Annotated in this window: 24 protein-coding genes and 1 riboswitch; of the genes, 9 read left to right on the forward strand and 15 right to left on the reverse strand. The window is 68.1% G+C overall.

Annotated elements, in window-relative coordinates; genetic code table 11:
* Positions 1–107 precede the first annotated feature (107 nt).
* Both AAFF27_01985 and AAFF27_01990 read left to right on the forward strand, forming a co-directional pair.
* The gene (locus AAFF27_01985) at positions 108–1,757 is read left to right on the forward strand and encodes an NAD(P)/FAD-dependent oxidoreductase (GenBank protein XAH23981.1); all 1,650 of its coding nucleotides are present in this window, start codon (positions 108–110) and stop codon (positions 1,755–1,757) included.
* Positions 1,758–2,140: 383 nt separating this feature from the next.
* Positions 2,141–3,403, forward strand: coding sequence for a porin (locus AAFF27_01990; protein ID XAH23982.1), 1,263 nt, complete (start codon positions 2,141–2,143; stop codon positions 3,401–3,403).
* Positions 3,404–3,451: 48 nt separating this feature from the next.
* Here the strand turns inward: AAFF27_01990 and AAFF27_01995 are convergent, their stop codons facing one another.
* The 10 genes from AAFF27_01995 to AAFF27_02040 all read right to left on the reverse strand — a co-directional run bounded on the left by AAFF27_01995 (position 3,452) and on the right by AAFF27_02040 (position 13,385).
* Complete coding sequence (locus AAFF27_01995) at positions 3,452–4,240, reverse strand: glucose 1-dehydrogenase (GenBank protein ID XAH23983.1); 789 nt, start codon at positions 4,238–4,240, stop codon at positions 3,452–3,454.
* An 11-nt stretch (positions 4,241–4,251) separates the two neighbouring features.
* Entirely contained in the window at positions 4,252–5,196 is a 945-nt protein-coding gene (locus AAFF27_02000) for a branched-chain amino acid ABC transporter permease (protein XAH23984.1), read from the reverse strand.
* 10 nt (positions 5,197–5,206) lie between these two features.
* Positions 5,207–6,088 (reverse strand): branched-chain amino acid ABC transporter permease, encoded by an 882-nt coding sequence (locus tag AAFF27_02005; protein ID XAH23985.1) that lies wholly within the window; start codon positions 6,086–6,088, stop codon positions 5,207–5,209.
* 19 nt (positions 6,089–6,107) lie between these two features.
* Positions 6,108–6,824: an ABC transporter ATP-binding protein gene (locus tag AAFF27_02010; protein ID XAH23986.1), complete on the reverse strand. Its 717-nt coding sequence runs from the start codon at positions 6,822–6,824 to the stop codon at positions 6,108–6,110.
* Positions 6,817–7,575 (reverse strand): ABC transporter ATP-binding protein, encoded by a 759-nt coding sequence (locus tag AAFF27_02015; GenBank protein XAH23987.1) that lies wholly within the window; start codon positions 7,573–7,575, stop codon positions 6,817–6,819. The genes AAFF27_02010 and AAFF27_02015 overlap by 8 nt, the downstream gene beginning before the upstream one ends.
* A gap of 13 nt (positions 7,576–7,588) precedes the next feature.
* Positions 7,589–8,341: a glucose 1-dehydrogenase gene (locus tag AAFF27_02020; protein ID XAH23988.1), complete on the reverse strand. Its 753-nt coding sequence runs from the start codon at positions 8,339–8,341 to the stop codon at positions 7,589–7,591.
* Positions 8,338–9,255, reverse strand: a complete 918-nt coding sequence (locus tag AAFF27_02025) for an SMP-30/gluconolactonase/LRE family protein (GenBank protein XAH23989.1) — start codon at positions 9,253–9,255, stop codon at positions 8,338–8,340. Before AAFF27_02025 ends, AAFF27_02020 begins: the two co-directional genes overlap by 4 nt.
* Positions 9,256–9,265: 10 nt before the next feature.
* A complete protein-coding gene (locus tag AAFF27_02030; protein XAH23990.1) occupies positions 9,266–10,450 on the reverse strand; it encodes an NADH:flavin oxidoreductase/NADH oxidase in 1,185 nt (394 codons plus the stop codon).
* Between the two features lie 3 nt (positions 10,451–10,453).
* A complete protein-coding gene (locus tag AAFF27_02035) occupies positions 10,454–11,671 on the reverse strand; it encodes an ABC transporter substrate-binding protein (GenBank protein ID XAH23991.1) in 1,218 nt (405 codons plus the stop codon).
* 61 nt (positions 11,672–11,732) lie between these two features.
* The gene (locus AAFF27_02040) at positions 11,733–13,385 is read right to left on the reverse strand and encodes a long-chain-fatty-acid--CoA ligase (GenBank protein ID XAH23992.1); all 1,653 of its coding nucleotides are present in this window, start codon (positions 13,383–13,385) and stop codon (positions 11,733–11,735) included.
* Positions 13,386–13,786: 401 nt separating this feature from the next.
* Here AAFF27_02040 and AAFF27_02045 point away from each other — a divergent pair, with 401 nt between their 5' ends.
* Positions 13,787–14,167 carry a hypothetical protein gene (locus AAFF27_02045; GenBank protein ID XAH23993.1) on the forward strand — a complete coding sequence of 127 codons (381 nt, stop codon included), beginning with the start codon at positions 13,787–13,789 and terminating at the stop codon, positions 14,165–14,167.
* Here the strand turns inward: AAFF27_02045 and AAFF27_02050 are convergent.
* A complete protein-coding gene (locus AAFF27_02050) occupies positions 14,164–15,066 on the reverse strand; it encodes a LysR family transcriptional regulator (protein ID XAH23994.1) in 903 nt (300 codons plus the stop codon). The genes AAFF27_02045 and AAFF27_02050 overlap by 4 nt on opposite strands.
* Before the next feature lie 100 nt (positions 15,067–15,166).
* Between AAFF27_02050 and AAFF27_02055 the strand changes: the two genes are divergently transcribed.
* Positions 15,167–15,601, forward strand: coding sequence for a PACE efflux transporter (locus AAFF27_02055; protein XAH23995.1), 435 nt, complete (start codon positions 15,167–15,169; stop codon positions 15,599–15,601).
* On the opposite strand, the gene AAFF27_02060 is transcribed toward AAFF27_02055, so the two are convergent.
* Positions 15,523–16,467 (reverse strand): MurR/RpiR family transcriptional regulator, encoded by a 945-nt coding sequence (locus AAFF27_02060; protein XAH23996.1) that lies wholly within the window; start codon positions 16,465–16,467, stop codon positions 15,523–15,525. The two genes, AAFF27_02055 and AAFF27_02060, sit on opposite strands and share 79 nt — an antisense overlap.
* 112 nt (positions 16,468–16,579) lie before the next feature.
* Here AAFF27_02060 and iolC point away from each other — a divergent pair, with 112 nt between their 5' ends.
* The 4 genes from iolC to AAFF27_02080 all read left to right on the forward strand — a co-directional run bounded on the left by iolC (position 16,580) and on the right by AAFF27_02080 (position 21,567).
* On the forward strand, positions 16,580–18,553 hold the full coding sequence (gene iolC, locus AAFF27_02065) for a 5-dehydro-2-deoxygluconokinase (protein ID XAH23997.1): 1,974 nt from the start codon (positions 16,580–16,582) through the stop codon (positions 18,551–18,553).
* Entirely contained in the window at positions 18,550–19,356 is an 807-nt protein-coding gene (iolB, locus tag AAFF27_02070; GenBank protein ID XAH23998.1) for a 5-deoxy-glucuronate isomerase, read from the forward strand. Before iolC ends, iolB begins: the two co-directional genes overlap by 4 nt.
* Positions 19,357–19,458: 102 nt before the next feature.
* Entirely contained in the window at positions 19,459–20,433 is a 975-nt protein-coding gene (locus AAFF27_02075) for a tripartite tricarboxylate transporter substrate binding protein (protein XAH23999.1), read from the forward strand.
* A gap of 150 nt (positions 20,434–20,583) precedes the next feature.
* Positions 20,584–21,567 carry a tripartite tricarboxylate transporter substrate binding protein gene (locus AAFF27_02080; GenBank protein ID XAH24000.1) on the forward strand — a complete coding sequence of 328 codons (984 nt, stop codon included), beginning with the start codon at positions 20,584–20,586 and terminating at the stop codon, positions 21,565–21,567.
* 75 nt (positions 21,568–21,642) lie between these two features.
* Here AAFF27_02080 and AAFF27_02085 read toward each other — a convergent pair whose 3' ends face one another.
* Positions 21,643–22,572 carry a LysR family transcriptional regulator gene (locus AAFF27_02085; protein ID XAH24001.1) on the reverse strand — a complete coding sequence of 310 codons (930 nt, stop codon included), beginning with the start codon at positions 22,570–22,572 and terminating at the stop codon, positions 21,643–21,645.
* A 109-nt stretch (positions 22,573–22,681) separates the two neighbouring features.
* Between AAFF27_02085 and AAFF27_02090 the strand changes: the two genes are divergently transcribed.
* Positions 22,682–24,196: a CoA-acylating methylmalonate-semialdehyde dehydrogenase gene (locus AAFF27_02090; GenBank protein ID XAH24002.1), complete on the forward strand. Its 1,515-nt coding sequence runs from the start codon at positions 22,682–22,684 to the stop codon at positions 24,194–24,196.
* Between the two features lie 11 nt (positions 24,197–24,207).
* Here the strand turns inward: AAFF27_02090 and AAFF27_02095 are convergent, their stop codons facing one another.
* Both AAFF27_02095 and AAFF27_02100 read right to left on the reverse strand, forming a co-directional pair.
* Positions 24,208–24,579: a PIN domain-containing protein gene (locus tag AAFF27_02095; protein XAH24003.1), complete on the reverse strand. Its 372-nt coding sequence runs from the start codon at positions 24,577–24,579 to the stop codon at positions 24,208–24,210.
* Positions 24,566–24,772: a type II toxin-antitoxin system VapB family antitoxin gene (locus AAFF27_02100; GenBank protein XAH24004.1), complete on the reverse strand. Its 207-nt coding sequence runs from the start codon at positions 24,770–24,772 to the stop codon at positions 24,566–24,568. The genes AAFF27_02095 and AAFF27_02100 overlap by 14 nt, the downstream gene beginning before the upstream one ends.
* 85 nt (positions 24,773–24,857) lie before the next feature.
* A riboswitch (S-adenosyl-L-homocysteine riboswitch) is annotated at positions 24,858–24,944 on the forward strand.
* Positions 24,945–24,964 lie beyond the last annotated feature (20 nt).

Genomic DNA, 24,964 nt, shown 5'->3' on the forward strand with positions numbered 1-24,964 from the left:
ATCATGGATGTGATGTTTGCCAGCATCACGCTGCGTTTCTTGATGCGCAGAGGGGCGCTGGGCATCATTCCTTTGTGCTTGCGTAAGAACAGACAAAGGAGACAGACATGAAGGTTGAAACACTCAAGGGGCAGCCATCCCCACCCACGCGGCTCGACGTGGTCGTGGTCGGCGCCGGCTTTGGCGGCATGTGTGCCGTCTACCGCTTTCGCGAGATGGGCCTGCGCATCCAGGGCTTCGAGGCGGGTGGAGACTGCGGCGGCGTCTGGTACTGGAACCGCTACCCCGGCGCCCGCGTCGATCTGCCCAGCATCGACTACAGCTTTTCTTTCTCGCCCGAGGTCGAGCAGGAGTGGACCTGGTCCGAGCAGTTCGCGGCCCAGCCCGAGTTGCTGCGCTACATCAACTTCGTGGCTGACCGGCTGGACCTGCGCAAACACATCCAGTTCAACACGCGCGTGACCAGCGCGGTATGGGACGAGGAGCGCAAGCTGTGGACGGTGACCACCGATCGCGGCGAGCGCTACGAGGCCACCTACTGCATCATGGCCACCGGCCCGCTGTCTATCCCGAAGGACCCCGAGCTTCCCGGCATAGCGCGCTACAAGGGCCAGCTCTTTCGCGCCGGCCGCTGGCCGCATGAACCCGTCAGCTTTGCCGGCAAGCGCGTGGGCGTGATCGGCACCGGGTCGACCGGCATCCAGATCGTGCAAGAGGTGGGCAAGGAGGCGGGCGAACTGTTCGTGTTCCAGCGCACGCCAAGCTTCACCATGCCGATGCGCAATGAGGCGCTCGACGCCGACTACGTGGCAGATGTCAAACGCAACTACGCCGGCATCCGCGAGGCCGCGCGCAACAGCGCGGTCGGCGGTGTGCGGCCCCAGTCCACGCGCGCCTTCTTCAGCGTGACGCCAAAGCAGCGCCAGCAGTTGCTGGAGGACGCCTGGAAGAACGGCGGCCTGGCCATGCTCGGCACCTTCTCCGACCTGATGACCAACGCCGAGGCCAACGAGCACGTGGCCGAATTCGTGCGCGGCAAGATCAGCCAAGTCGTGCGCGACCCGGCCACGGCAGAAAAGCTCAAGCCGCGCGGCTACCCCATCTTTGCGCGCCGCCCCTGCCTGGACAGCAGCTACTACGAGACCTATAACCGGCCCAACGTGCACCTGATGGATTGCATCACCGACCCGCTGGTGGAAATCACCGAGCGCGGCGTGCGCACACAGGCGGGCGAGGTCGAGCTGGATGTGCTCATCTTCGCCACTGGCTACGACGGGCTGACCGGCGCGCTGCTGGCCTTTGACGTGGTCGGCCGCGACGGCCGCACGGTGAACGACAAGTGGAAGGACGGCGCGCGCTCGCACCTGGGCCTGATGATGGAAGGCTTCCCCAACCTCTTCATGACCACCGGCCCCAACGGCCCGGCCGCGCTGGCCAACATCATCCGCATCAGCGAGCACGATGTCGACTGGATCGCTGCCGCCATGGTGCACATGGAAAAGAACGGCCTGGCGGCGATAGAGCCCACAGCCCAGGCCGAGCAAGCCTGGATGGACCTGGTCTACGCACTGTCCCAGCGCACGCTGCTGACCAAGGCCAAGACCTGGTACGTAGGCGCCAACGTCAAGGACAAGCCGCAGGGGCTTACGCTCTTCACCGGCGGCTTCCAGAAGTACCGCGAATATTGCGCTGCAGCGGTGCAGGGCGGCTACCGGGACTATGTGTTCGAGTACGCGCAAGAGGCCGTTGCGGCCTGATGTTGCGGCCCAGTTCCTCTCGCATCTGATTTTTCAAGGCCTGATCCAGCACGCTGATGTCGTGCCGGTCAGGCTTTTCTTCATTTGGCGAAGCGGGCAGGGCACCGTTTGCCACTTGGGCCATTTGCTCAGCAGCGGCGCTGTGTCTGCAAGCTTTTCCCTGCCCAGGTCGCCTGCGCATTTCCTCGTACCTCGGAAATTGCAAGCACCTTCCTAACAAAGAGTGGGCGCGCGCGCAGCCCGGGTTTCCCCCTGTCTCGAATGCATCACGCTCGGTAACACCCATCTTTACCGTCTGAAACATACCCACTAACCTCCGATGCAAAGACGGTTCCTTCCTTTTTTGGAACGCCCGTGCATTTCACCCTCAACTCGGAGACGTTATGAAAAAAATCCATGCGCTGTCGGTAGTGGTTCTCGCCTGCATGTCGTCCGCGGCGATGGCGCAGGCCACGCTGGGCACAAGCAGTGTCACGATTTACGGCCTGCTCGACCTCGGCATCAACCACATTAGCGGCGCCCCTGGGGGCAGCGTGAACCAGCTGACCAGCGGCAACATGGAAGGCTCGCGCCTCGGCTTCAAGGGCAGCGAAGACCTGGGCGGCGGCTATCGCGCCATCTTCACGATGGAGTCGCGCCTGGAGGCCGACACCGGCACCCTCAGCAATCGGCCGATTTCCGGAGGCCGCCTGCCAGATCGCCTGAGCACCGCCACCTCGCTGGGCCTGCCCGCTGCGCTGCAGCCGGCGGTCTCCGCCGTGGCCGCGCAGATCGGCACGTCCGTCGGCGTCAACCTGAACAACGGCTTTTTTGACCGCCAGATGTTCGTGGGCCTGGTCACTCCGATCGGAGCCTTCACGGCAGGCCGCCAGTACACGCCGGGCTACCTGGCCTCCGCCAATTTCGACGTGATGAAAACCGAGTCCAGCCTGGCTCTGGGGCAGTTGGTGGCGATTCCGGCGTCCTTCGATATCCGGGTCAGCAACTCGCTCCAGTACGGACTGCAGATGGGCGGCCTCTCCGCCACTGCCATGTATGCCGCTGGCGAGGTGGCCGGCAACACGAGCGCCCGGCGGCTGATGGGCGTCATGGCCATGTACAAGGGCGCCGGCTATTCCTTCGGTGGTGGATACAACACGCGCAACAACGAACTGGGCGCCAAGTCGCTCACCACGGCCATCGTCGGGGCCACGGTGGATGTCGGGCCAGGCACGCTGTCCGGTCAATATGCGGCCATCAAGGACGACAACCCGACCGATCTCTCGACCATCGCTGCCAGCCTGGCGGCCAACCCGGCGACGGCCCCCGTGGCGGGCCTGGTGCAAAACGCCTTCATCCAGGGCTTCAAGCAGGACGCCCGCCTGTTCCAGATCGGCTATCGCATCACGAGCGGCGTACACAGCGTTGCCGTGGCCTACAACAACATGAACGACCGCCGGCCGTTCAATGCCGATCGGTACTCCTACGGCGCGGCCTACACCTATCAGCTGTCCAAGCGCACCGACCTCAATGCCGTTCTGACGCACCTTGAAAACAAGAACACGTCGCAGGATCTGCTGGGCGGCAATGGCTATCTCGGCGGGGTGGCTGCAGCCCCCGGCAAGGACGTCAACAGCCTGACCCTGGCCATTCGTCACCGCTTCTGATGCGCCGCCTGGGCCGATTGATCGCCCATTGATCGGCCCGCGAAGGCTCTAGACGGCCAGCGTGCCGCCATCCACCGGCAAGGTCACGCCGTTCACAAAGCTCGCCAGGCCCGAGGCCAGGAACACCGCCGGGCCGGCCAGTTCGTGCGGCTGGCCCAGGCGGCCGGCGGGGATGCGCTGCATGAAGCGGGCGAGGCGGGCCGGGTCGGTGCGGGTGGCTTCGGTCATGGGCGTGTCGATCACGCCGGGGGCCAGCGCGTTGACGCGGATGCCGTCGGGCGCCAGGTCCAGCGCCAGGGTCTGCGTGAGCATCTTCACCGCGGCCTTGGAGGCGGAGTAGCCCAACGCGCCGCCCTGGGCGATAAAGGCCGCGCCCGAGGCGATGTTGACGATGCAGCCGCGCGTACGCCGCAGCGCCGGCATCCAGGCGTGGACGGTGTTGAACACGCCGAACAGGTTCACGTCCATGGTGCGGTGCAGGTTCTCTTGCGCGCGCGGGCTGTCCATGCCTTCGCGGATGATGACGCCGGCGTTGTTCACCAGGGTGTCGATATCGCCAGCCGTGTCCTGCATCGCGGCGGCCAGCGCCAGGCAGGCCTCGGCATCCGACACATCGAGCGCGTAGGCCCAGCCTTGGACGCCAGCGGCGCGCACGGCGGCCAGGGTGTCGGCGCAGCGCTCGCTGCTGATGTCCGTCACGATCACGCGCGCGCCGGCCTCGGCATAGGCCGTGGCAATCGCGCGGCCTATGCCGCTGGCGGCGCCGGTTACCAGTGCCAGCCGGCCGGCGAGCAGGCCGGGCGTTGCGGGCCAGCTGGGGGGAAGGTCATGGGGCATCGGGAAACTCCTCAAGCCGCCGGCCTGCGGCTGGCGATATAGGCATAGAACTGGCCGACGATGCCCTTGCGGAACAGCATCACCACCAGCACGAAGACGGCGCCCTGGATGATCAGCACCCATTCGGCAAAAGAGGCAAGGTAGTTCTCCATCGACACGATGACGATGGACCCGATCACCGGCCCCAGCAGCGTCTGCATGCCGCCCACGATGCAGATCAGCAGCGCCTCGCCCGAGGTCGCCCAGTGCACGTCGGTGAGCGTGGCCAGCTGGAACACCAGCACCTTGAGCGAGCCCGCCAGGCCGGCGAGCGCGGCCGACAGCACAAAGGCCAGCAGCTTGTAGCGCAGCACGCGGTAGCCGAGCGACTGGGCGCGCGGCTCGTTGTCGCGGATGGCGCGCAGCACCTGGCCGAAGGGCGAGTGCACCACGCGGTAGATCAGCCAGAAGCCCAGGCCCACCATCACGGCGACAAAGTAGTACAGCGCCATGTCGTTGTGCAGCGGGATCAGGCCCAGCACCAGGGGGCGCGGCACGTCCTGGATGCCGTCTTCGCCGCCCGTGAAAGGCATGCGCAGCGCAATGAAATACACCAGTTGCGCGAAGGCCAGCGTGATCATCGAGAAGTAAATGCCCTGACGCCGGATCGCCAGCAGGCCGGTGAGCAAGCCTATGGCGGCGGCCACGCCCACGCCCGCCAGAATGCCGGCCGCCCCATCCCAGCCCCAGACCTTGACCGCATGCGCGGTGACATAGCCGGCGGCGCCGTAGAACATTGCATGCCCGAAGGACAGCAGTCCGATGTAGCCGACCAGCAGGTTGACGGATGCCGCCAGCAGCGCGAAGCACATCAGCTTCATCAGGAACAGCGGGTAGGCCACAAAGGGCGCGACTGCCACCGCCGCAATGGCGAGCAGCAGCAGGACAAGGTTGGTGCGGGGGCTCAGGAAATGCATGGCAGGTGTCCTAGTGGGCGTGGCCGAAGAGCCCGTGCGGGCGCACGGCCAGCACCAGGATCATCACGACGAAGATCACGACGCCCGCGCCGTCCGGGTACAGCAGCTTGGTCAGTCCCTCGATCGCGCCCAGGCCGAAGCCGGTGACGATCGAGCCGAGGATCGAGCCCATGCCACCGATCACCACCACCGCGAACACCACGATGATCAGGTTGGAGCCCATCAGCGGGCTGACCTGGTAGATGGGGGCGGCCATCACGCCGCTCAGACCGGCCAGGCCCACGCCCAGGCCGTAGGTCAGCATCAGCATGCGTGGCACGTTGATGCCGAAGGTGCGCACCAGCGGCGTGTTCTCGTTGGCCGCGCGCAGGTAGGCGCCGAGCTTGGTCTTCTCGATGAAGAACCAGGTGCCCAGGCATACCGCCAGCGCCGCCAGGATCACCCAGATGCGGTAGAGCGGCAGAAATGTCACGCCCACATCCAGCCCACCACTGAGCGGGTTGGGATAGGGCTGGCCGCTGACGCCGAACTGCCGGCGAAAGCCGCCCTCCATCAGCAGCGCCACGCCAAAGGTCAGCAGCAGTGCATAGACATGGTCCAGCGCATACAGGCGTCGCAGCAGCAGCCGCTCGAACGTCAGGCCAAAGGCGGCGACCACCAGCGGTGCAATCAGCAGTGCCGGCCAGTAGCCGATGCCAAAGTACTCCAGCAGGCCCCAGGCGACGAAGGCGCCCAGCATGTACTGGGCACCGTGCGCAAAGTTCACCACATGCAGCAGGCCGAAGATGATCGACAGGCCCAGGCTCATCAGCGCGTAGAAAGAGCCGTTGATCAGCCCCACCATCAACTGGCCGATCAGCGCCGCCCAGGGGATTCCGAAAAAGCTGTCCATAACAATCCTGTGGGCGCGTTCAAAGACCCAGCAGGGCTTCGACCTGGGCGCGCTGGGTGTCAAGTTCGTCACGGCGGAAGTGGCCGGCCACCTGGCCTTCCTCGATGACGTAGAAGCGGTCGGCCAGCGCCGAGGCAAAGCGGAAGTTCTGCTCCACCATCAGCACCGTGAAGCCGCGCTGGCGCAGCAGGCCTATCGTCTGGCCGATCTTCTCGACGATCACCGGGGCCAGGCCTTCGGTGGGCTCGTCGAGCAGCAACAGCTTGGCGCCCGTGCGCAGGATGCGGGCAATGGCCAGCATCTGCTGCTCGCCGCCCGACAGGCGCGTGCCCGGGCTCTTGCGGCGCTGCTGCAGGTTGGGAAACAGCTGGTAGATCTCGGCCACGCTGAGCCCGCCCGGGTGTAGCACGGGCGGCAGCAGCAGGTTTTCTTCCGTGGTCAGGCTGGCGAAGATGCCGCGCTCTTCCGGGCAATAGGCCACGCCCAGTTTGGCGATGGCCTCGGGCGGCAGGCCCTCTGTTGCTTTGCCTTGCAGCTGGATCTGCCCTTCGCGGCGGCCCAGCAGCCCGACGATGGCGCGCAGCGTGGTGGTCTTGCCGGCGCCGTTGCGGCCCAGCAGGCAGACCACCTCGCCCTCGCGCACTTCCAGGTCGATGCGGTGCAGCGCCAGGGTCTCGCCGTACCAGGCGCGCAGGCCGGCCACCTGCAGCATGGGGCGCGTGTTGGCATCAGCCATGGGCAGCCCCGCCAACGTAAGCCTCGATCACCCGCGCATCGCGCGAGACCTCGTCATAGCTGCCCTCGGCCAGCACCTGGCCGGCCTGCAGCACGGTGACGCGGTCGCACAGCTCGGCGATCACCTTCATGTTGTGTTCCACCATCAGCACCGTGCGGCCTTGGGCCACGGTGCGGATCAGCTCCATCACCGGGGCGATGTCTTCATGGCCCAGGCCGGCCATGGGCTCGTCGAGCAGGATCATCTCGGGCTCCAGCGCGATCGTGGTGGCCAGCTCCAGCGCGCGCTTGCGGCCGTAGGGCAGCTCGCCGGCCAGCGTGTCGCGCCAGCGCTCCAGGCCGACGCGGCCGAGCAGCTCCATGGCGCGCTCGTTCAGGCGTTGCAGCACGCGTGCGTTGCGCCAGAAGGCAAAGCTGCCGCCGGCCTTTTTCTGCAGCGCCACGCGCACGTTCTCCAGCACCGTCATCTGGCCAAACACGGCCGAGATCTGGAACGAGCGCACCAGCCCGGCCATGGCAACCGATGCCGGGTCGCTGCGCGAGATGTCTTGCCCGTTGAAGAACACATGGCCGGCGCTGGGCCGCAAAAAGGTGGTGAGCAGGTTGAAGCAGGTGGTCTTGCCGGCGCCGTTGGGGCCTATCAGCGCATGCACCGAATGCCGGCGCACGCGCAGGTCTACGTCTTTCACGGCATAGAAGCCGCTGAACTGCCGGCTCAGGCCGCGGGCTTCCAGGATGGGGGCGTTGTCCATGGGGCTTGCGGCTTTAGAGGAAGGCGTGGGTCACGCCGCCGTCCACCAGCAGCGATTCGCCGGTGATGAAGCTGGCCTCGTCCGATGCCAAAAAGCAGGCGGCCCGCGCGATGTCCTCCACCGTGCCCAGGCGCTTCAGCGGCGTCTTGGCGATGCGGATCGCCGCCTTCTCGGGGTCGACGTTGATCTTCACGCCCTCGGTCGCCACCGAGCCCGGGCAGATCGAGTTGACGCGGATGCCGAGCGGGCCCAGGTCCACCGCGGCCGAACGACTCAGGCCCAGCACGCCAGATTTCACGCCGCAGTACAGCATGCCTTCGGGCAGGCCCAAAAAGGCGGCGGATGAGGCGATGTTGACGATGCTGCCGCCGGCCTCCATGGCCGCAGAGCCCACCTGTATGCCCCAGACGATGGAGTTGAAGCCGGTGCCCACCATGCGCTCCAGCATCTCGGGCGTGATGTCCTGGATAGCACCGTAGCGCACCCAGATCGCGTTGTTGACCAGCACGTCGAAGCGGCCGTGTTGCTCCTTCATGGCCGACACCGCGTGGCTGAAGGTGGCGCGCTGGGCCACGTCGCCGCCAAAGGCCATGGCGCGCCCGCCCTGGGCCACTATGGCGGCGGCGACCTCCTGTGCCAGGTCTTCCGACCGGTCCAGCACGCCGACGATGGCGCCCTCTGCCGCCATGGCCAGGGCGATGCCGCGGCCTATGCCGCGTGCGCCGCCGGTGATGAGTGCTACCTTGCCTTCGAAACGCCGGGTCATGCTGAAACCTTTGGGGAGCTGGAGGGGGATGAAAGGCGAAGGTCGTCAAAGCGCGCCTCCGCTATGCCGCGCACGCCGGTGCCGCGCACCACGAACACGGCACCTGCGTCCGGGTGATCTGAGCGCAGCAGGTTGCCGCTGTTGCGGATGGAGGTCAGGTAGATGGTGTCGAGCTCCGGCCCGCCAAAGCAGGGGCAGGTGATGTAGCTGTCCTTGGCAAACTGGATGCTGCGCTCCAGCGTGCCGTCGGGCCTGAAGCGTGCGAGCTGCCCGACCAGCACCAGCGCCACCCAGATGCAGCCTTCGGCATCGACCGTTGCGCCATCGGGCGCGGAACCGTAGGGCGCGGTGTCGACCAGCACTTCGCTCGGCCCGACCTGGCCTGTGGCCGGGTCGTAGGGGTAGCGGCGGATCTTGCGCTCCATGCTGTCGGCAAAGTAGAGCCAGCGGCCGTCCGGGCTGAAGCAGGTGGCGTTGGCCAGCTGTATGCCGCGGTCCAGAGTGTTCACCTGGCCTTGGGGCGTGAGCTGGTACAGCTCGCCCTCGGGCTCATGCCGGCCCATGGTCATGGAGCCGACGATGAAGCGGCCGGCGCGGTCGGTGCGGCCATCGTTCAGGCGCATCTGCTCGGCCTGGTGCTGCACGCCTGCGCCCAGCGCGGTGAGGGCGCCGGTGTTGGTGTCCAGCAAATGAAAGTCGTGCTCCAGCGCCAGCAGCAGCCGGCCGCTTTCGCACAGCGCGATGGAGCCAATGTGCGCCGGCGCCGCCCACTCGGCATAGGCGCCGCTGGCCGGGTGCAGGCGCCGCACCAACTGGCTGCGGCCGTCGATCCAGTAGAGCGACTGGCTGCGCACGTCCCACAAGGGGCATTCGCCGAGCAGGTCGCGCTGCGGGGCCAGGATGTCGATTTGCATGTCTGCTTCCTCAGTGGGCTGGCGTTGCTGCGCGTGCGGCAGCAAGCAGCGGCGCGCGCTTGACCAGCCAGGAGCGGTACTGGCGCGGCCACAGGCTGTAGTCGGGGTCGGGCTGCAGCAACTGCTCGGCGTGGGCCGGCCAGTTGGGGTTGAACAAGGCTTCGCGGCCCAGCGCCACCAGGTCGGCAGCGCCATCGGCCACCAGCGCCTGCGCGGCCTGTGGGTCAATCACAAAGCCCACGGCCATGATGGCAATGCCGGTGCGGCGCCGGATCTCGGCCGCGTCCTGCGCCCGAAAGTCCAGCCCGCGCGGCACGCGGGCACCGTTGCTGGGGTAGCTGGAGATGCCGGCGGCGGATGAGCAGTCGAGCACGTCCACACCCGCCTCGCGCAGCGCGTTGACGAAGGCAATCATCTCTTCCATCGGCAGTGTGCCGTCGTCCAGGTCGGGCAGCGAGATGCGCCAGGACAGCGGCAGGTGCTGCGGCCATTCGGCGCGTACCGCGCGGGCCACCTCCAGTGCAAAGCGCTGGCGTTTCTGCGGGCTGCCGCCATAGGCGTCGCTGCGCTGGTTGGCTACCGGCGATAGAAACTGGTGGATCAGGTAGCCGTGTGCGCCGTGGATCTCCAGCAGCTCAAAACCGGCCTGCGCAGCGCGGCGCGCGGCCTGGGCCCAGGCCTGCACCAGTGCCTGGATTTCGCCTTCTGACAAGGCGGCGGGCCGTGGCCAACCGGTGTCCACCGGCAAGGCGCTGGGGCCCACCACCGGCCACGGGCCTTCGCCGCGCGCGGCATCCGCCTGGTTCAGCGGGCCGTGGCCTTCCCACCATTTCTGCAGCGCGCCCTTGCGGCCGGTGTGGCCCAGCTGGATGGCGGGCACCGCGCCCTGGCTGCGCAGCAGCTCGGCCACGCGGCGCAGCGGTGCGATCTGGGCGTCGTCCCACAGGCCGATGTCGCCATGGGTGTTGCGGCCACGCGGCTCCACCGCAGTGGATTCGACAAACACGATGCCCGCGCCGCCCAGCGCAAAGCGCCCCAGGTGCACCAGGTGCCAGTCGTTGGCCAGGCCGCCTTCGGTGGACGAATACTGCTGCATGGGCGAGATGGCCACGCGGTTGCGCGCTGTCACGCTGCGCAGCCGCACCGGCTCGAACAGGCGGGCCGGTACGCCGGCAGAGGCGGGGTTGCCCGTCACGGTTTACTTGGCCTTGATGTAGTCGCAGCTGCTCTCGGCCAGCGGGCGCCAGGTCTGCTCGGGCGGGATTTCGGCACGCACGGTGTAGTAGTCGTTCGGGTATTTGGACTCAGCCGGCTTCTTGACCTGTATGGCATAGACCGTGCGCAAGGCCTGGCCGTCTTCGCGCACTTTCACGTTCCTGGAGAAAAAGTCGTTGATCGGCAGCTCTTTCATCTTGGCCGCGACCGCAGCGCCGTCGTCGGTGCCGGCGGCCTTCACGGCGTTGAGGTAGTGCCAGGCGGCGCTGTAGGCGCCGGCATGGATGTAGGTGGGCACCACGCCTTTGTTGCGCGCCATGAAGCGCTTGGCCCATTCGCGCGAGGCCTCGTCGCGGTCCCAGTAGAAGGGAATGGTCAGCTGCAGGCCCTGGGCCACGTCCAGGCCCATGGCCGCCACGCTGTTGATGGTCATGCCAAACACGGCCACGGTCTGGCCGTTGCGGGTCAGCTTGTACTCGGCCGCCTGCTTGAGCGCGTTGGACAGGTCCAGCCCCGCGTTCAGGATCACGATGGCCTGCGCGCCGCTGGCCTGCGCCTGCAGCAGGTAGGAAGAGAAGTCGGTGGCACCCAGCGGGTGCTTGACGGCACCCAGCACCTTGCCGCCGCCGGCCTGTATGAACTTGGTGGCGTCGTCCTGGTAGGCCTGGCCAAAGGCGTAGTCCACGGTGATGAAGTAGAAGCTCTTGATGCCCTGCTTCATCAGGCTCGCCACGCCGGCCTTGGGCAGGGCATAGGTGTCGGTGAGGAACTGGAAGTTCATCGGCGAGCAGGCCTTGTTGGTCAGCTCGGCGCTCACGGTGCCGGCGATCAGGTAGGGCTTCTTGCGCTCCTTCATCAGCGATGACACGCCCAGCGCAATGGATGAGGCCGAGCCGCCGACGATGGTGTCGACCTTCTCGTTGTCCAGCCACTTGCGGGCGATCCCCAGGCCGACATCGGGCTTGTTCTGGTCATCGGCAACCAGTACCTCGACCGGCTTGCCCAGCACCTTGCCGCCAAAGTCCTCCACCGCCATCTTCACGGCCAGGCTGGAGCCCGGGCCGCCGTTGCCCGAATAGGGCCCGGTCTGGTCGGCCATGACGCCGATGCGGACCACGTCGTCGCTGATGGGCGTCTGCGCGCTGGCAGCGCCGCAGGCCAGGATGAGGGCCGCGCAGGCGGCGGAAAGTGTGCGTTGCATGCTTGTCTCCTTGGGGAACATGTCGTTGTCACGGAGGGTGCCGGGCGCCCGGCCGAGGTGCCTAGGCTTCAGGCACGTCAGTGGGCAGCCGGTGGTTGCGGAACTGCTCGCGCAGCCGGGTCTTCAAGAGCTTGCCGGTGGCCGTGTGCGGCAGCTCGTCGACAAACACCACGTCGTCCGGCATCCACCAGCGCGCCACGCGGTCCTGCATGAAGGCCAGGATCTCGGGGCCGCTCACCTGCTGGCCGGCGTTGGGCACCACCACCAGCAGCGGGCGCTCCTGCCACTTGCTGTGGTAGGCGCCAATGACCGCGGCCTCTTTCACCTTGGGGTGGCCGACGGCGAGGTTTTCCAGGTCGATGGAAGAGATCCATTCGCCGCCCGACTTGATCACGTCCTTGCTGCGGTCGGTGATCTGCACATAGCCTTCGGCGTCTATCAGCGCCACGTCGCCGGTGGCGAACCAGCCGTCCGCATCCAGCTCGGTGCCCGGCTGCTGGCCGTAGTAGGCCGACACCACCCAGGGGCCGCGCACTTTCAACTCGCCCGGGCGGTGGTCATCCGGTGGCAGGCGCTGGCCGTCGGCGTCGAACACCGCGATCTCCACGCCAAAGATGGCGCGGCCCTGGCGCGCCTGCACGCCAAAGCGCTGCTCCAGCGGCAGGCCTTCGTGGCGCGGCAGCAGGTTGCCTATGGTGGCCAGCGGGCTGGTCTCGGTCATGCCCCAGGCCTGGATTACATAGGCGCCGAACAGGTGCTCGAACTTCTCGATGATGGCGCGCGGCGCGGCCGAGCCGCCCACCACCACGCGCTCCAGCCGCAGCGCGGCGCGGGCCTCGGCGCTGAGCTTTTCGGCATGCTGGAAGAAGCCCAGCCACACCGTGGGCACGCCCAGCGAGAAGGTGCAGCCCTCGTCGCGCATGAGATTGAACAGGCGCTCGCCGCCCAGGTCGGGCCCGGGCAGCACCAGCTTGGCGCCGCACATGGCCGCCGCATAAGGGATGCCCCAGGCATTGACGTGGAACATGGGCACGGCCAGCAGCACGCTGTCGCGGGCGCGCAGGCCCAGGCCGTCGGCGGCGCAGGCGGTCCAGCTGTGCAGCACGGTGGAGCGGTGGCTGTAGAGCACGCCCTTGGGGTTGCCAGTGGTGCCCGAGGTGTAGCAAAGCGAAGAGGCCGTGTCCTCGTCCAAGGCCGGCCAGGCAAAGCTGGCGCTGCCCTCAGCCACCAGGTCTTCGTAGCAGAGCAGCGGCGCCGGCAGCGACAGCTGCGGCAACTCGGCGCGCGAGCACAGCGCCACAAAGGCCTTGACCGAGGCCAGCTGCGGCGCGATCTGCTCCAGCAGCGGCGCAAAGCCCAGGTCAAAGCACACCATCTCGTCGGCCGCGTGGTTGATGATGTAGCTGATCTGCTCGGGAAACAGGCGCGGATTGACCGTGTGCAGCACCGCGCCCATGCCGGACACGGCGTAGTACAGCTCCAGGTGGCGGTGCGTGTTCCAGGCCAGCGTGGCCACCCGGGCGCCGGGCTGGATGCCGCGCGCCTGCAGCGCCGACGCCACGCGCCGGGCCCGGCTGCCGACCTCGCCCCAGGTGGTGCGCACGCAGCTGCCCATGTGGACGTGCGACACGATCTCCACGCTCGCATGGTGGCTGGCGGCATGTTCCACCAGGCTTGAGATCAGCAGCGCTTTGGACTGCATCAGGCCCCGCATTTGTCTTCCTCTCGCGTCCTCGTTGTCGGGCAACCGTGCCGCTGTTTTTTACATGTCGGCCGGTAAGTAAATTGATGCTAGCAGCTTTGAAGTGGCGCAACAACGGCAGAAAGCCTCGTACAAACCCGCGGAGCCGGGCCGCTTGCCAGCGCTGCAAGCGCGATTGGCAAGGCTTTTGGACGCTACTTATTTGATAGCTTTATGCCATTGTGTAGCAAGGGTAAGAGGCATGTTTGGCCAAATGGGCTGGTGTTGTAGGCGCCGCACGCACCCAGGTCGCGGCAGCGTCCGACGGTGGTTGCCGGGCGGCACGGCCAAGCTTGGTCGTCCTGCTGGAGGCGTTAACGCCAAGCGCGCATTCCGCTCCGGTTCCCATCCCCCCGCTCCTCAGGAGGTATCCCATGAGCAACCCACTTCAACGTATCGCCCGCTCCGCAGCCCTTGCCCTTTGCGCCGCTGTGCTGGCCGGTGGCAGCGTCTATGCCGCGGGCATGGCTGGCGACGGCGACGGCGGCGGCTGCAATGCCAATGAGGCGCGCGGCGACGTCGTCGCCTGCCGCAACGAAACCGCCGCGGCCCGCGCCGAGGCGCGCCGCGGTGGCCTGACCACTCCCAGCCAGGAGCAACTGATGCAGAACGCCAGCCAGCGCTGCAATGCCCTGCCGGCGGAGGACCGGCGCGACTGCATGATGCGCATCCGTGGCACCGACACCAATACCAGTGGCAGCGTGGAAGGCGGCGGCATCCTGCAGCAGACCGTGCGGCCCGTGCCTAGCCGTTAAGACCCCGGCCCGGCCTCGGCCGCGCTGCTGAGCAGCTCGACAAAGCGCCGCGCGCCCAGGCCCAGCGGCCGCTCCTTGGACCAGACCACGTCCACCCACAGGTTCAGGCCGTTGGACAGGTTCTCGAAGGCCATCTCGTGCAGCGTGCCGGCGGCCACATGCGGCGCGGCAAAGCTGCGCGGCAGCCAGCCCCAGCCCAGGCCGGCCTTGAGCAGGCCCAGCGCGGCCTCGGGGCTGTCGGTGCACCAGCAGTGGCGCGCAAACACCAGGCGCGGGTCGCGCGCCTCGGGGTCGCGGCCGGCGACCACTACCTGCCGCACGTGGATCAGGTGCTCTTCGCGCAGGCGCCCGCCGGTTTCCTGCAGCACCGGGTGCGTGGGGCTGATGACGGCGGCCAGGGTTTCCCGGCCCACTTCCTGAAAGCCCTCGCGCCCGTCCAGGCTGGGCCGCTCGAACACCAGCGCCAGCTGCACGCGCCCGGCATGCAGCAGGGCCATGGCGTCGGCCTGCGGCGCGGCCAGCACCTCCACCTCCAATAGCGGGTGCTCTTGTGCCAGTTGGGCCAGCGGCGCGCTCCAGGGGGCAGAGATCAGCTCGGGTGCGATCGCCAGCGCCAGCCGGTTCTCCAGCCCCTGGGTGAGGGACAGCGCCTGCGCCTCCAGTTGCCGCCACTGCGCCGCCAGCAGCCGCGCCTGGGGCTCCAGCGCGCGAGCCGCGGCGGTGGGCCGGGGCTCGCGGCCGCTGCGGTCGAACAGCGCCAGATCCAGCTCGGCCTCCAGGTGGGCCATGGCCATGCTCACGGCCGAAGGCACCCGGCCCAGGCTGCGCGCGGCGGCAGAGAAAGAGCCCTGGTCCAGCGCGGCCAGGAAGACGGCAAGGTTCTCGGTGGTAAAGGCCATGGCGGTCGTTCTATCAGAAATGTTGATAGAAGATGACTTAACGTGTCATTGCGGCGCACATAAAGTCCAGCCATTCCGTCACCGATCCAGGACTCTCACCATGCAAGGCATTCAGCGCCGCGTCGTCTACGTCGCGCTTTACGAACTCATCGCCATCGTTGCGGCCAGCCTGCTGCTGGCCCTGGTGTCGGGCCAGGGCGTCGCCCATTCGGGCGTGGTGGCGGTGGTGGCATCGGCCATTGCCATCGTCTGGAACCTGGTTTTCAACTACGTCTTCGAGCTGTGGGAAGCGCGCCAGGCGGTGCGCGGGCGCAGCCTGTGGCGGCGCGTGGCGCACGCCGTCGGTTTCGAAGGCGGCCTGGCGGTGCTGCTGGTGCCGCCGATGGCCTGGTGGTTCGAGGTATCGCTGCTGCAGGCGCTGTGGATGGACCTGGGCCTGCTGCTGTTCTTCCTGGGCTACACCTTTGTCTTCAGCTGGTGCTTCGACCGGGTGTTTGGCCTGCCGGCGTCGGCCGCCGGCGCGCCCTGCTCGTAGGCCAGCTCCATCCGGTAGGCCAGGCCCAGGAATAGCGACTGCGCCAGGCACAGCGTGCTGGTCAGCGAGCGAAAGCCGAAGGTCTCGCCGTCGCGCACCAGCAGCGTGGCGCTGGCATGCGCGGCCAGCGGGCTGAGCGTGCTGTCGGTGATGGCCAGCAGCCGCGCGCCCTGCTGCACCGCAGCCGTGGCCAGGTCCAGCGTCTCCTGGGCATAGGGCGCGAAGGACACCGCCACGATCACATCGCCCGGGGCCAGCGCGCGCAGCTCGCCTTGTTGCATGTGGCCCAGGCCGTGCAGCCAGTGCACCGGCTTGGCGGTGTGCTGCAGCGCATAGGCCAGATAGGCCCCGACCGGGAAGGCGCGGCGCGAGGCCACCAGCCACAGCGCCGGGGCGCCGAGCATCAGGGCCACGGCCGCGTCGAAGTCTGCGTCGGGCAGGTGGCGCTGCAGCGCCTGCAGGCTGTCCACGCTGGCACCGATCACGCCGTGCGCGATCTGCGCCGGCGTCAGGCGGCCGGCGTCTGGCGCCATCAGGTCGCGGATACGGTCCTGGTAGTCGCGCCCGGGGGCCAACTGCCGTGCCGCCTCGGTGCGGAACAGCGCCTGCATCTCCGAGAACCCCGAGAAGCCGAAGTGCTTGGCAAAGCGCACCACCGCCGAGGGCTGCACGCCGCAATGGCGCGCGGTGTCCTGGATGCCGTCCAGCGCCAGTTGGTCGCGGCTCTGCGCCACATGCCGCGCGATCAGCTTGAGCTGCTTGCTCAGCGCGTCGAAGCCGGCCTGCACCGCCGCCAGGAAAGCATCGGCGCTGTCGTAGGCGGGCGCGGCAGGCGCGGCTTTCGGTGTGGATTTTCTGTTTTTCATTAATATAGAAATATATTTCTATTTTGGACTATCATCCGGCCCCAGCGGGGTGCGGGCCATTATCTGGCGCACCCCTCCGACACAAGAGACACAGCAGTAGACAAGGATGCGCATGGGCACTCTTACCTTCCCGGCCGAGCGGCCCTATGACATTGCCTGCCTGGGCCGGCTGGCGGTAGACCTCTATGCCCAGCAGATCGGCTGCAGCCTGGAGTCGGCCAGCAGCTTCTCCAAGTACCTGGGCGGCTCGTCCGCCAACATCGCCTTTGGCACGGCGCGCCTGGGCCTGCGCTCGGCCATGGTCTCGCGCGTGGGCAACGAGCAGAACGGCCGCTTTCTGCTGGACACCTTGCAGCGCGAGGGCTGCGACGTCAGCCAGGTGCAGATCGACGAGCAGCGCCTGACCGGCATGGTGCTGCTGGGCATCAAGGACCAGGACACTTTCCCGCTGCTGTTCGCCCGCGAGAACTGCGCCGACATGGCGCTGGACGCCGACGCCATCCGCGAGGACTTCCTGGCGCAGTGCCGCAGCCTGCTCATCACCGGCACCCACCTGAGCACGCCCACCGTGCTGGCCGCCAGCCGCCGCGCGCTCGACATCGCCGGGCGCCACGGCCTGGTGCGGGTGCTGGACATCGACTACCGCCCGGTGCTCTGGGGCCTGGCCGCCAAGGGCGACGGCGAGACGCGCTACGTCGGCAGCCAGAAGGTCAGCGAGCACCTGCAGGCGCAACTGGGCCAGTTCGAGCTGATCATCGGCACCGAAGAGGAGTGGACGATTGCCGGCGGCGTGGAGGGCGACCTGCTGGCCTGCCTGCGCCGCGTGCGCGAATGCACGCAGGCGGTGCTGGTGGTCAAGCGCGGGCCGCTGGGCTGCAGCATCGTGGACGGCGCCATTCCCGCGCGCATCGACGACGCGCTGACGGTGCTGGGCGAGCGCATCGAGGTGCTCAACGTGCTGGGCGCGGGCGATGCCTTCGCCTCCGGCCTGCTCGCCGGCCTGCTGCGCGGCAAGGACTTTGCCGAGTCGGCCCGCATCGCCAATGCCTGCGGTGCCATCGTCGTCTCGCGCCACGGCTGCGCGCCGGCCATGCCCACGCCGGCCGAGCTGGCGCACTGGTTCTCCGGCCAGCGCCATCCGCGCCCGGACCAGGACCCGCAACTGGCCCACCTGCACCGCGTGAGCGTGCCGCGCGCGCAGTGGCCCGAGCTGTATGTGCTGGCCTATGACCACCGTTCGCAGTTCGAGGACCTGGCCCGCCAGGCCGGCGCCGACGCCAGCCGGCTGCCGCACCTCAAGCGCCTGCTCAACCAGGTGGTGGCCGGCATCGAGGCCGAGCCCGGCTGCCAGGGCCGCCTGGGCGTGCTGGTCGACGGCCGTCCCGGCCTGGGCGAAGCCGCGCTGCACGAGGCCACCGGCCGCGGCTGGTGGCTGGGCCGCCCGATCGAGCGGCCGGGCTCGCGCCCGCTGCGTTTTGACGGCACGCATTCGCTCGCCTCGCAGTTGCTGCACTGGCCGCGCGAGCAGGTCGTGAAATGCCTGGTCTTCTACCACCCGGACGACGCGCTGGCACTGCGCCAGGAGCAGGACGAGTGGCTGCAGCAGGTGTGGGAGGCCACGCGCGCCAGCGGGCACGAGCTGCTGCTGGAAGTGATCCCGCCCAAGGAGATGCTGGCGCCGGGCGACACCGGCGAAGCGGTGCTGCGCGCCATCCGGCATTTCTATGACATCGGCTTCAAGCCCGAGTGGTGGAAGGTCGGCACCATGGCCGCGCGCCACTGGCAGGCGCTGGACAGCTTGGTGCAGGAGCGCGACCCCTACTGCCGCGGTGCCGTGATCCTGGGCCTGTCGCAGCCGCTGGAGCAACTGGTTACCGGCTTTGCCGAGGCGCGCGCGCCCATCGTCAAGGGCTTCATGGTCGGCCGCTCGGTATGGGCCAGCCCCAGCCTGGCCTGGCTGGCCGGCGAGATCGACGACGCGGCCTTCCAGGCCCAGGTGGCGACCAACTTCCGCCGCCTGATCGCCGGCTGGCGCGCCAGCCGCGCCGCCGCGGCGCAGGCTGCAGCCGAAGAGGTGGCGGCATGAATCTGCTGGTCAAGGCAAACCAGGCCGGCCGCGTGATCGCGGACATCACGCCGGCCTCCGCCGGCTGGACCCATGTGGGCTTCAAGGCGTTGCGCCTGGCTGCGGGCGAAGAGGAATCCTTTGCCACTGGCGCGCGCGAGCTGTGCATCACCGTGCTGGCCGGCCAGGTCGACGTGCAGGTCGATGCGCAGCAGTACAGCGCGCTGGGCAGCCGCGCCTCGGTGTTCGAAGAGCAATCGCCCACGGCCGTCTACGTGCCGCCGGGCCGCGCGGTGCGCATTGCCGCGCGCGGCGCGGCCGAGGTGGCGCTGAGCAGCGCGCCGGCCAGCGGCCGCCTGCCCGCGCGCGTGATCGAGCCCGGCCAGATGGCGCGCAGCGTGCGCGGCAGCGGCAGCAACACCCGCTACGTGTGCGACATCCTGCCCGAGTCGGCGCCGGCCGAAGGCCTGCTGGTGGTCGAGGTGATCACGCCGGCCGGCAACGCCTCCAGCTACCCGCCGCACAAGCACGACAGCGCCGATGCCGCCCAGCCCGGGGCCGAGACGGTGCTGGAGGAAACCTACTACCACCAGCTCAACCCGCAGCAGGGCTTTGCCTTCCAGCGCGTCTACACCGACGACCGCAGCATCGACCAGGCCATGGCCGTGGAGCACCGCGACACGGTGCTGGTGCCGCGCGGCTACCACCCCTGCGTGGCGCCGCACGGCTACGACCTGTACTACCTCAACACCATGGCCGGCCCGGAGCGGCGCTGGGCCTTTCGCAACGACCCGGCGCATGAGTGGATGCTGGCGCGCACCTGACGCCCGTTGCTACGTAAGTAATAGCTACTAGCCCAGGCAGGTACTGGGCTAGAGCCATAAAAGAGCAAGATTTCTGGATTCCAACCAACAGGAGACATTCCCATGCCCCGTATCGCTTCGCGCCTGCTTGGCGCCGCGCTGCTCGCCAGTTGCCTGGGCGCCCAGGCGCAGCAGCCGGCCTACCCGCAGCAGCCCGTCAAATGGATCGTGCCCTACGCCCCTGGCGGCACCACCGACGTGATCGCGCGCGGCCTGGCCGTGAAGATGGGCCAGGACCTGGGCCAGCCGGTCATCATCGACAACAAGCCCGGCGCGGCCAGCATCATCGGCGCCACCTTCATCGCGCGCTCGGCGCCCGACGGCTACACCGTGGGCACGGCCGACTCCGGCACGCTGGCCTTCAACCCGGCGATGTACAGCAGCCTCAGCTACAACGCCGAGAAAGACTTCACCCCCATCGGCGGCCTGGGCCGCATGCCGCTGGTGCTGGCGGTGCACCCGGCCTTCCCGGCCAAGAATGTGCAGGAGTTTCTGGCGCAGGCGCGCAAGACGCCGGGCCAGCTGTCCTCGGCCTCGTCCGGCCCGGGCTCGCCGCTGCATGTGGCGCTGGAGCTGTTCAAGCAGCGCACCCAGACCGACATCCTGCACGTTGCCTACAAGGGCTCGGCGCCCGCGCTGCAGGACCTGATGGCCGGCCAGGTCAACGCCATGTTCGTGGACCTGCCGCCCAGCCTGTCGGCCATCAAGGCCGGCAAGATCCGCGTGCTGGCGGTGGCCACGCCGCAGCGCCTGGCCATCCTGCCCGACGTGCCGACCATGGCCGAGGCCGGCGTGCCCGGCTTCGAGGCCTATGCCTGGCAGGGCTTCGTCGGCCCGGCCAAGATGCCGGCGCCGGTGGTGGCGCGGCTCAACAAGGAACTGGTGGCCGCGCTCCGGCACCCCGAGACGCGTGCCAAGCTCGAAGAGCTGGGCATCCAGCCCATGCCCATGGCGCCGCAGGAGTTCGCCGACTTCACCCGCAGCGAGCAAAAGCTGTGGTCTGGCGTGATCAAGGCCGCCAACATCCGGCTGGACTGATACGGCTTCGCAATCAAAGCGATAACTGCGTTGCTCTGCCTTGCCGTGCTACAGCACTGTCTGCGGCTTCGCGCCTTGTTCTCACTTTGATTGCAAACCCGTGCGGGCCCCCGTGCCCGCCTGCACGAAGAACAATTCCGGAGACCCCCGATGACCACCAAGCCATTTCCCACGCGCCGCCACGCCTGCGGCGCCATGGCCGCGCTGCTGGCCGGCGCCGCCTTGCCGGCCGCTGCCCAGCAGGGCGCCTACCCCCACCGCCCCATCGAGCTGATCGTGCCCTTTGCCGCCGGTGGCGGCACCGACGTGCTGGCGCGGGCGCTGGCCGAGGCCGCGCACAAGCACTTGCCGCAGAACCTGATCGTCATCAACCGCGCCGGTGCCAGCGGCGGCGTGGGCTGGTCGGAGCTGGTCAATGCCAAGCCCGACGGCTACAAGCTGGCCATCATCACGGTGGAGATCACCATGATCCCGCACATGGGCCTGACCCGCTTCACTGTCGACGACGTGCAGCCCATCGTGCGCCTCAACGCCGACCCGGCCACCATCGCGGTGCGCGCGGATTCGCCCTACCGCTCCATCGAAGACCTGCTGGCCGCTGCGCGCAAGGACCCGGGCGGCGTGCGCGTGGGCAATGCGGGCCCGGGCTCGCTCGGCCACCTGGCCGCCGCCGCGCTGGAGGACAAGACCGGCACCCGCTTCAACCACGCGCCTTACCGTGGCGCCAACCCGGCCGTGCTGGATCTGCTCGGCGGCCATATCGAGGCCGTGGCCGTCACGCCGGTGGAAGTAGCCACCTATGTGGCTGCCGGCAAGATCCGCCCGCTGGCGGTGATGGGCGAGCAGCGCATCCAGGCCGGCTGGGACACCGTGCCCACGCTGAAGGAGCGCGGCATCGACCTGGCCATCTCCGGCTGGCGCGGCCTGGCCGCACCCAAGGGCACGCCGCCCGAAGTGCTGGCCGTGCTGCGCGCCGCCATGCTCAAGGCGCTGCAGGAACCCGCGCTGCGCGAGACCATGGCCAAGCAGAACATGGGCGAGGGCTACCTGGACGAGTCCGCGTTCAAGGCCGCCATCGCGCGCGACAACGCCAGCTTCAAGGCCCTGATCGACAAGCTGGGCATCAAGGCCTGAGCTGGTTAGAAAATATTGGTCAAATATGCCTCTAGCCCAGGCGACACCTGGGCTATTAGCTATGAAAAAGTGAGTTCAGGCCGCAAAGCCTGAGGCAAACGCCTGCCGCAGATGCGCAACAAAGACCGCCACTGCGCGCGGCACGTGGGCGGAGTAGGGGCGGATCGCGTACAGCCGCTCGCCAAAGGCATCGACCGGCTGCCAGCCCGGCAGCACCTCCACCAGCCGCCCGGCCTGCAGGCCGGCCTGCGCGCTGAAGTCCGGCATCAGCGCAATCCCCAAGCCGGCGGCGGCGGCGTCGCGCAGCGCTTCGCTGTTGTTGGCGGCGAAGGGGCCGGCCACCGGCACGCTGATGCGCTCGCCCTCGGCGCCGTGGCGGAAGGTCCAGACGGGCGTGTCCTGGGCGCGCGGGTAGTACAGGCAGTCGTGCCCGGCCAGGTCGGCCGGCACCGTGGGCGTGCCGCGCCGGCGCAGGTAGGCGCGGCTGGCCACCAGCACCGAGCGCGTGGGCGCCAGCGTCCAGGCCACGTGGGTGTCGGGCGGCGCGGCGGCGTGGCGCACGGCCAGGTCAAAGCCTTCCATGGCGAGCGAGCGCAGGCGGTCTGACAAATCCAGCTCCAGCCGCACCTCGGGGTAGGCGCGCAAAAAATCCGGCAGGCGCGGCACCAGTTGCTGGCGCGCAAAGGCCACCGGCGCGGTCACGCGCAGCAGGCCGCGCGGCGCGCTGGCCAGGTCGCGCACGCCGGCAAAGCTGTGGGCGATCTGCTCGAAGGCGCCGCGCGTGTCGTCCACCAGCCGCTCGCCCGCCTCGGTCAGGCGCACGCTGCGCGTGGTGCGGCGCACCAGCGGCACGCCGGCGGCGCGCTCCAGCTCGGCGATGCGCTGGCTCATGGCCGCTTTGCTCACGCCTAGGCGCGCGGCGGCGGCGGTGAAACTGCCCTGCTGGCCGAGCACGGTGAGCCAGTGCAGATGGCTCCAGAGGGTTTCGATATTTTGGCGATCCATGGCTGGATTGTTCATCAAACTGAACAATCAATTCAAGACGGCGGCCTAGGCAGGGCAGAGTTGCATTCCTAGACTGCGGGCTCTGATTCTTCCCAAGAGACCGCACGCCATGACCGCAGCCTTCACCGCTTCCGCCGAAGTCGCCCATTTCATCGACGGCCAGCCCTTCACCGGCGCCGGCACGCGCACGCAGGCGGTGTTCAACCCCGCCACCGGTGCCGAAGCGCGCCAGGTGCGCCTGGCCGCCAAGGAAGACGTGGACGCCGCCGTTGCCAGCGCCAAGAAGGCCTTCCCCAAGTGGGCCGACACGCCGCCGATCCGCCGCGCGCGGGTGATGCTCAAGTTTCTGGAGCTGGTGAACCAGCACAAGGACGAGCTGGCCGCCATCATCACGGCCGAGCACGGCAAGGTGTTCAGCGACGCGCAGGGCGAGGTCAGCCGTGGCATCGACATCATCGAATTCGCCTGCGGCATCCCGCAACTGCTCAAGGGCGACTTCACCGACCAGGTCTCTACCGGCATCGACAACTGGACGCTGCGCCAGCCGCTGGGCGTGGTGGCAGGCATCACGCCCTTCAACTTCCCTTGCATGGTGCCGTGCTGGATGTTCCCGGTGGCGATTGCCGCCGGCAACTGCTTCATCCTGAAGCCGAGCGAGCGCGACCCGTCGGCCGCGCTGCTGATGGCGCAACTGCTGAAGGACGCCGGCCTGCCCGATGGCGTGTTCAACGTGGTGCAGGGCGACAAGCTGGCAGTCGATACGCTGCTGGAGCACCCGGACGTGAAGGCGGTGAGCTTTGTTGGCTCCACGCCCATCGCCAACTACATCTACGAGACCGGCGCGCGCCACGGCAAGCGGGTGCAGGCCCTGGGCGGCGCCAAGAACCACATGGTGGTCATGCCCGACGCCGACATCGAGCAGACCATCGACGCGCTGGTGGGCGCGGGCTACGGCTCGGCCGGCGAGCGCTGCATGGCGATCAGCGTGGCGGTGCTGGTGGGCGACGTGGCCGACAAGATCATCCCCAAGCTGGCCGAGCGCGCCCGTGCGCTGATCGTGAAGAACGGCATGGAGCCCGACGCCGAGATGGGCCCCATCGTCACGCGCCAGGCGCTGGAGCGCATCGAGGGCTACATCGCCCTGGGCGTGGAAGAGGGCGCCGAGCTGGTGGTGGACGGCCGCGGCTTCAAGGTGCCGGGTCATGAAGGCGGCTTCTTCACCGGCGGCACCTTGTTCGACAAGGTCACGCCCGAGATGCGCATCTACAAGGAAGAAATCTTCGGCCCGGTGCTGGCCTGCGTGCGCGTGAAGGACTTTGCCGAGGCGGTGGACCTGGTCAACGAGCACGAGTTTGGCAACGGCGTGGCCTGCTACACCCGCGACGGCCACGTGGCGCGCGAGTTCGCCCGCCGCATCCAGGTCGGCATGGTCGGCATCAACGTGCCGATCCCGGTGCCCATGGCCTGGCACGGCTTTGGCGGCTGGAAGAAGAGCCTGTTCGGCGACATGCACGCCTATGGCGAAGAGGGCGTGCGCTTCTACACCAAGCAAAAGAGCGTGATGCAGCGCTGGCCGGAGAGCACGGCCAAGGGCGCTGAGTTTGCGATGCCTACGGCGAAGTAAGCGGCTGGATTTCAGTGCGTGGCGGCCATCGCCACGCCCAGCCGCGCTGCGGCTTTGTGCAGGCGCTGGTCCCAGGTCCAGAGGCGTGCACCTGGTGTCAGTGCCGTTGATGCCAGGAGGTGGGTGTCGACATAGCCAATGCCGCAGCCGCGCAAGGCGTGTTGCTCGATGAAGCGATAGACCTCCTGATCGGTCGCGGGCACGGCCAGTGGCAACTCCAGCAGCGCATCGAGCGCGGCGCTCTGTGCCCCGACAGCGCCCAGCAGCAGTTCACCCAGCACGAATGCATGCAGCTGCACATTGCCTTCTTGCAGCAGCCCTGTCAGCAGCGGATCGCCCGAGCGGAAGTAATCGACCCAGACCGAGGTATCAATCAGGATCATGGGGCTCGGGCCGGCGGCGTGGGGTGGCCTGCAATCCGGGCATGGTGCCGCCCAGCAAGGCCAGGCGGCGGGCGCTCTCTCGTTGGATCAGCGCCGTCAGTGCCTCGCGCACCAGGGCGGATTTTTCCTGGATGCCGGACAGGGTTTGGGCTTTGGCGATCAGTTCATCATCCAGGGCCAGTGTGGTGCGCATAACTTACTCCTGCACTAATTTACGCATCAAATGATGCCTTTTATCGTGCCTAACGTCAAGATTCAGCGGGCCCGCTAAAATCCCGGGTCCCAAGGAGCGTTGCAGCGGAGGCCCCCACCCCGCCAGGCTTGGGGCGCCCCCGGGCCTGCTTTGTCAACGACGCTCACCTGACCCATGTCCCACAGGTGAGCC

Source organism: Xylophilus sp. GW821-FHT01B05 (genome assembly GCA_038961845.1).
Lineage (GTDB): Bacteria > Pseudomonadota > Gammaproteobacteria > Burkholderiales > Burkholderiaceae_C > Xylophilus.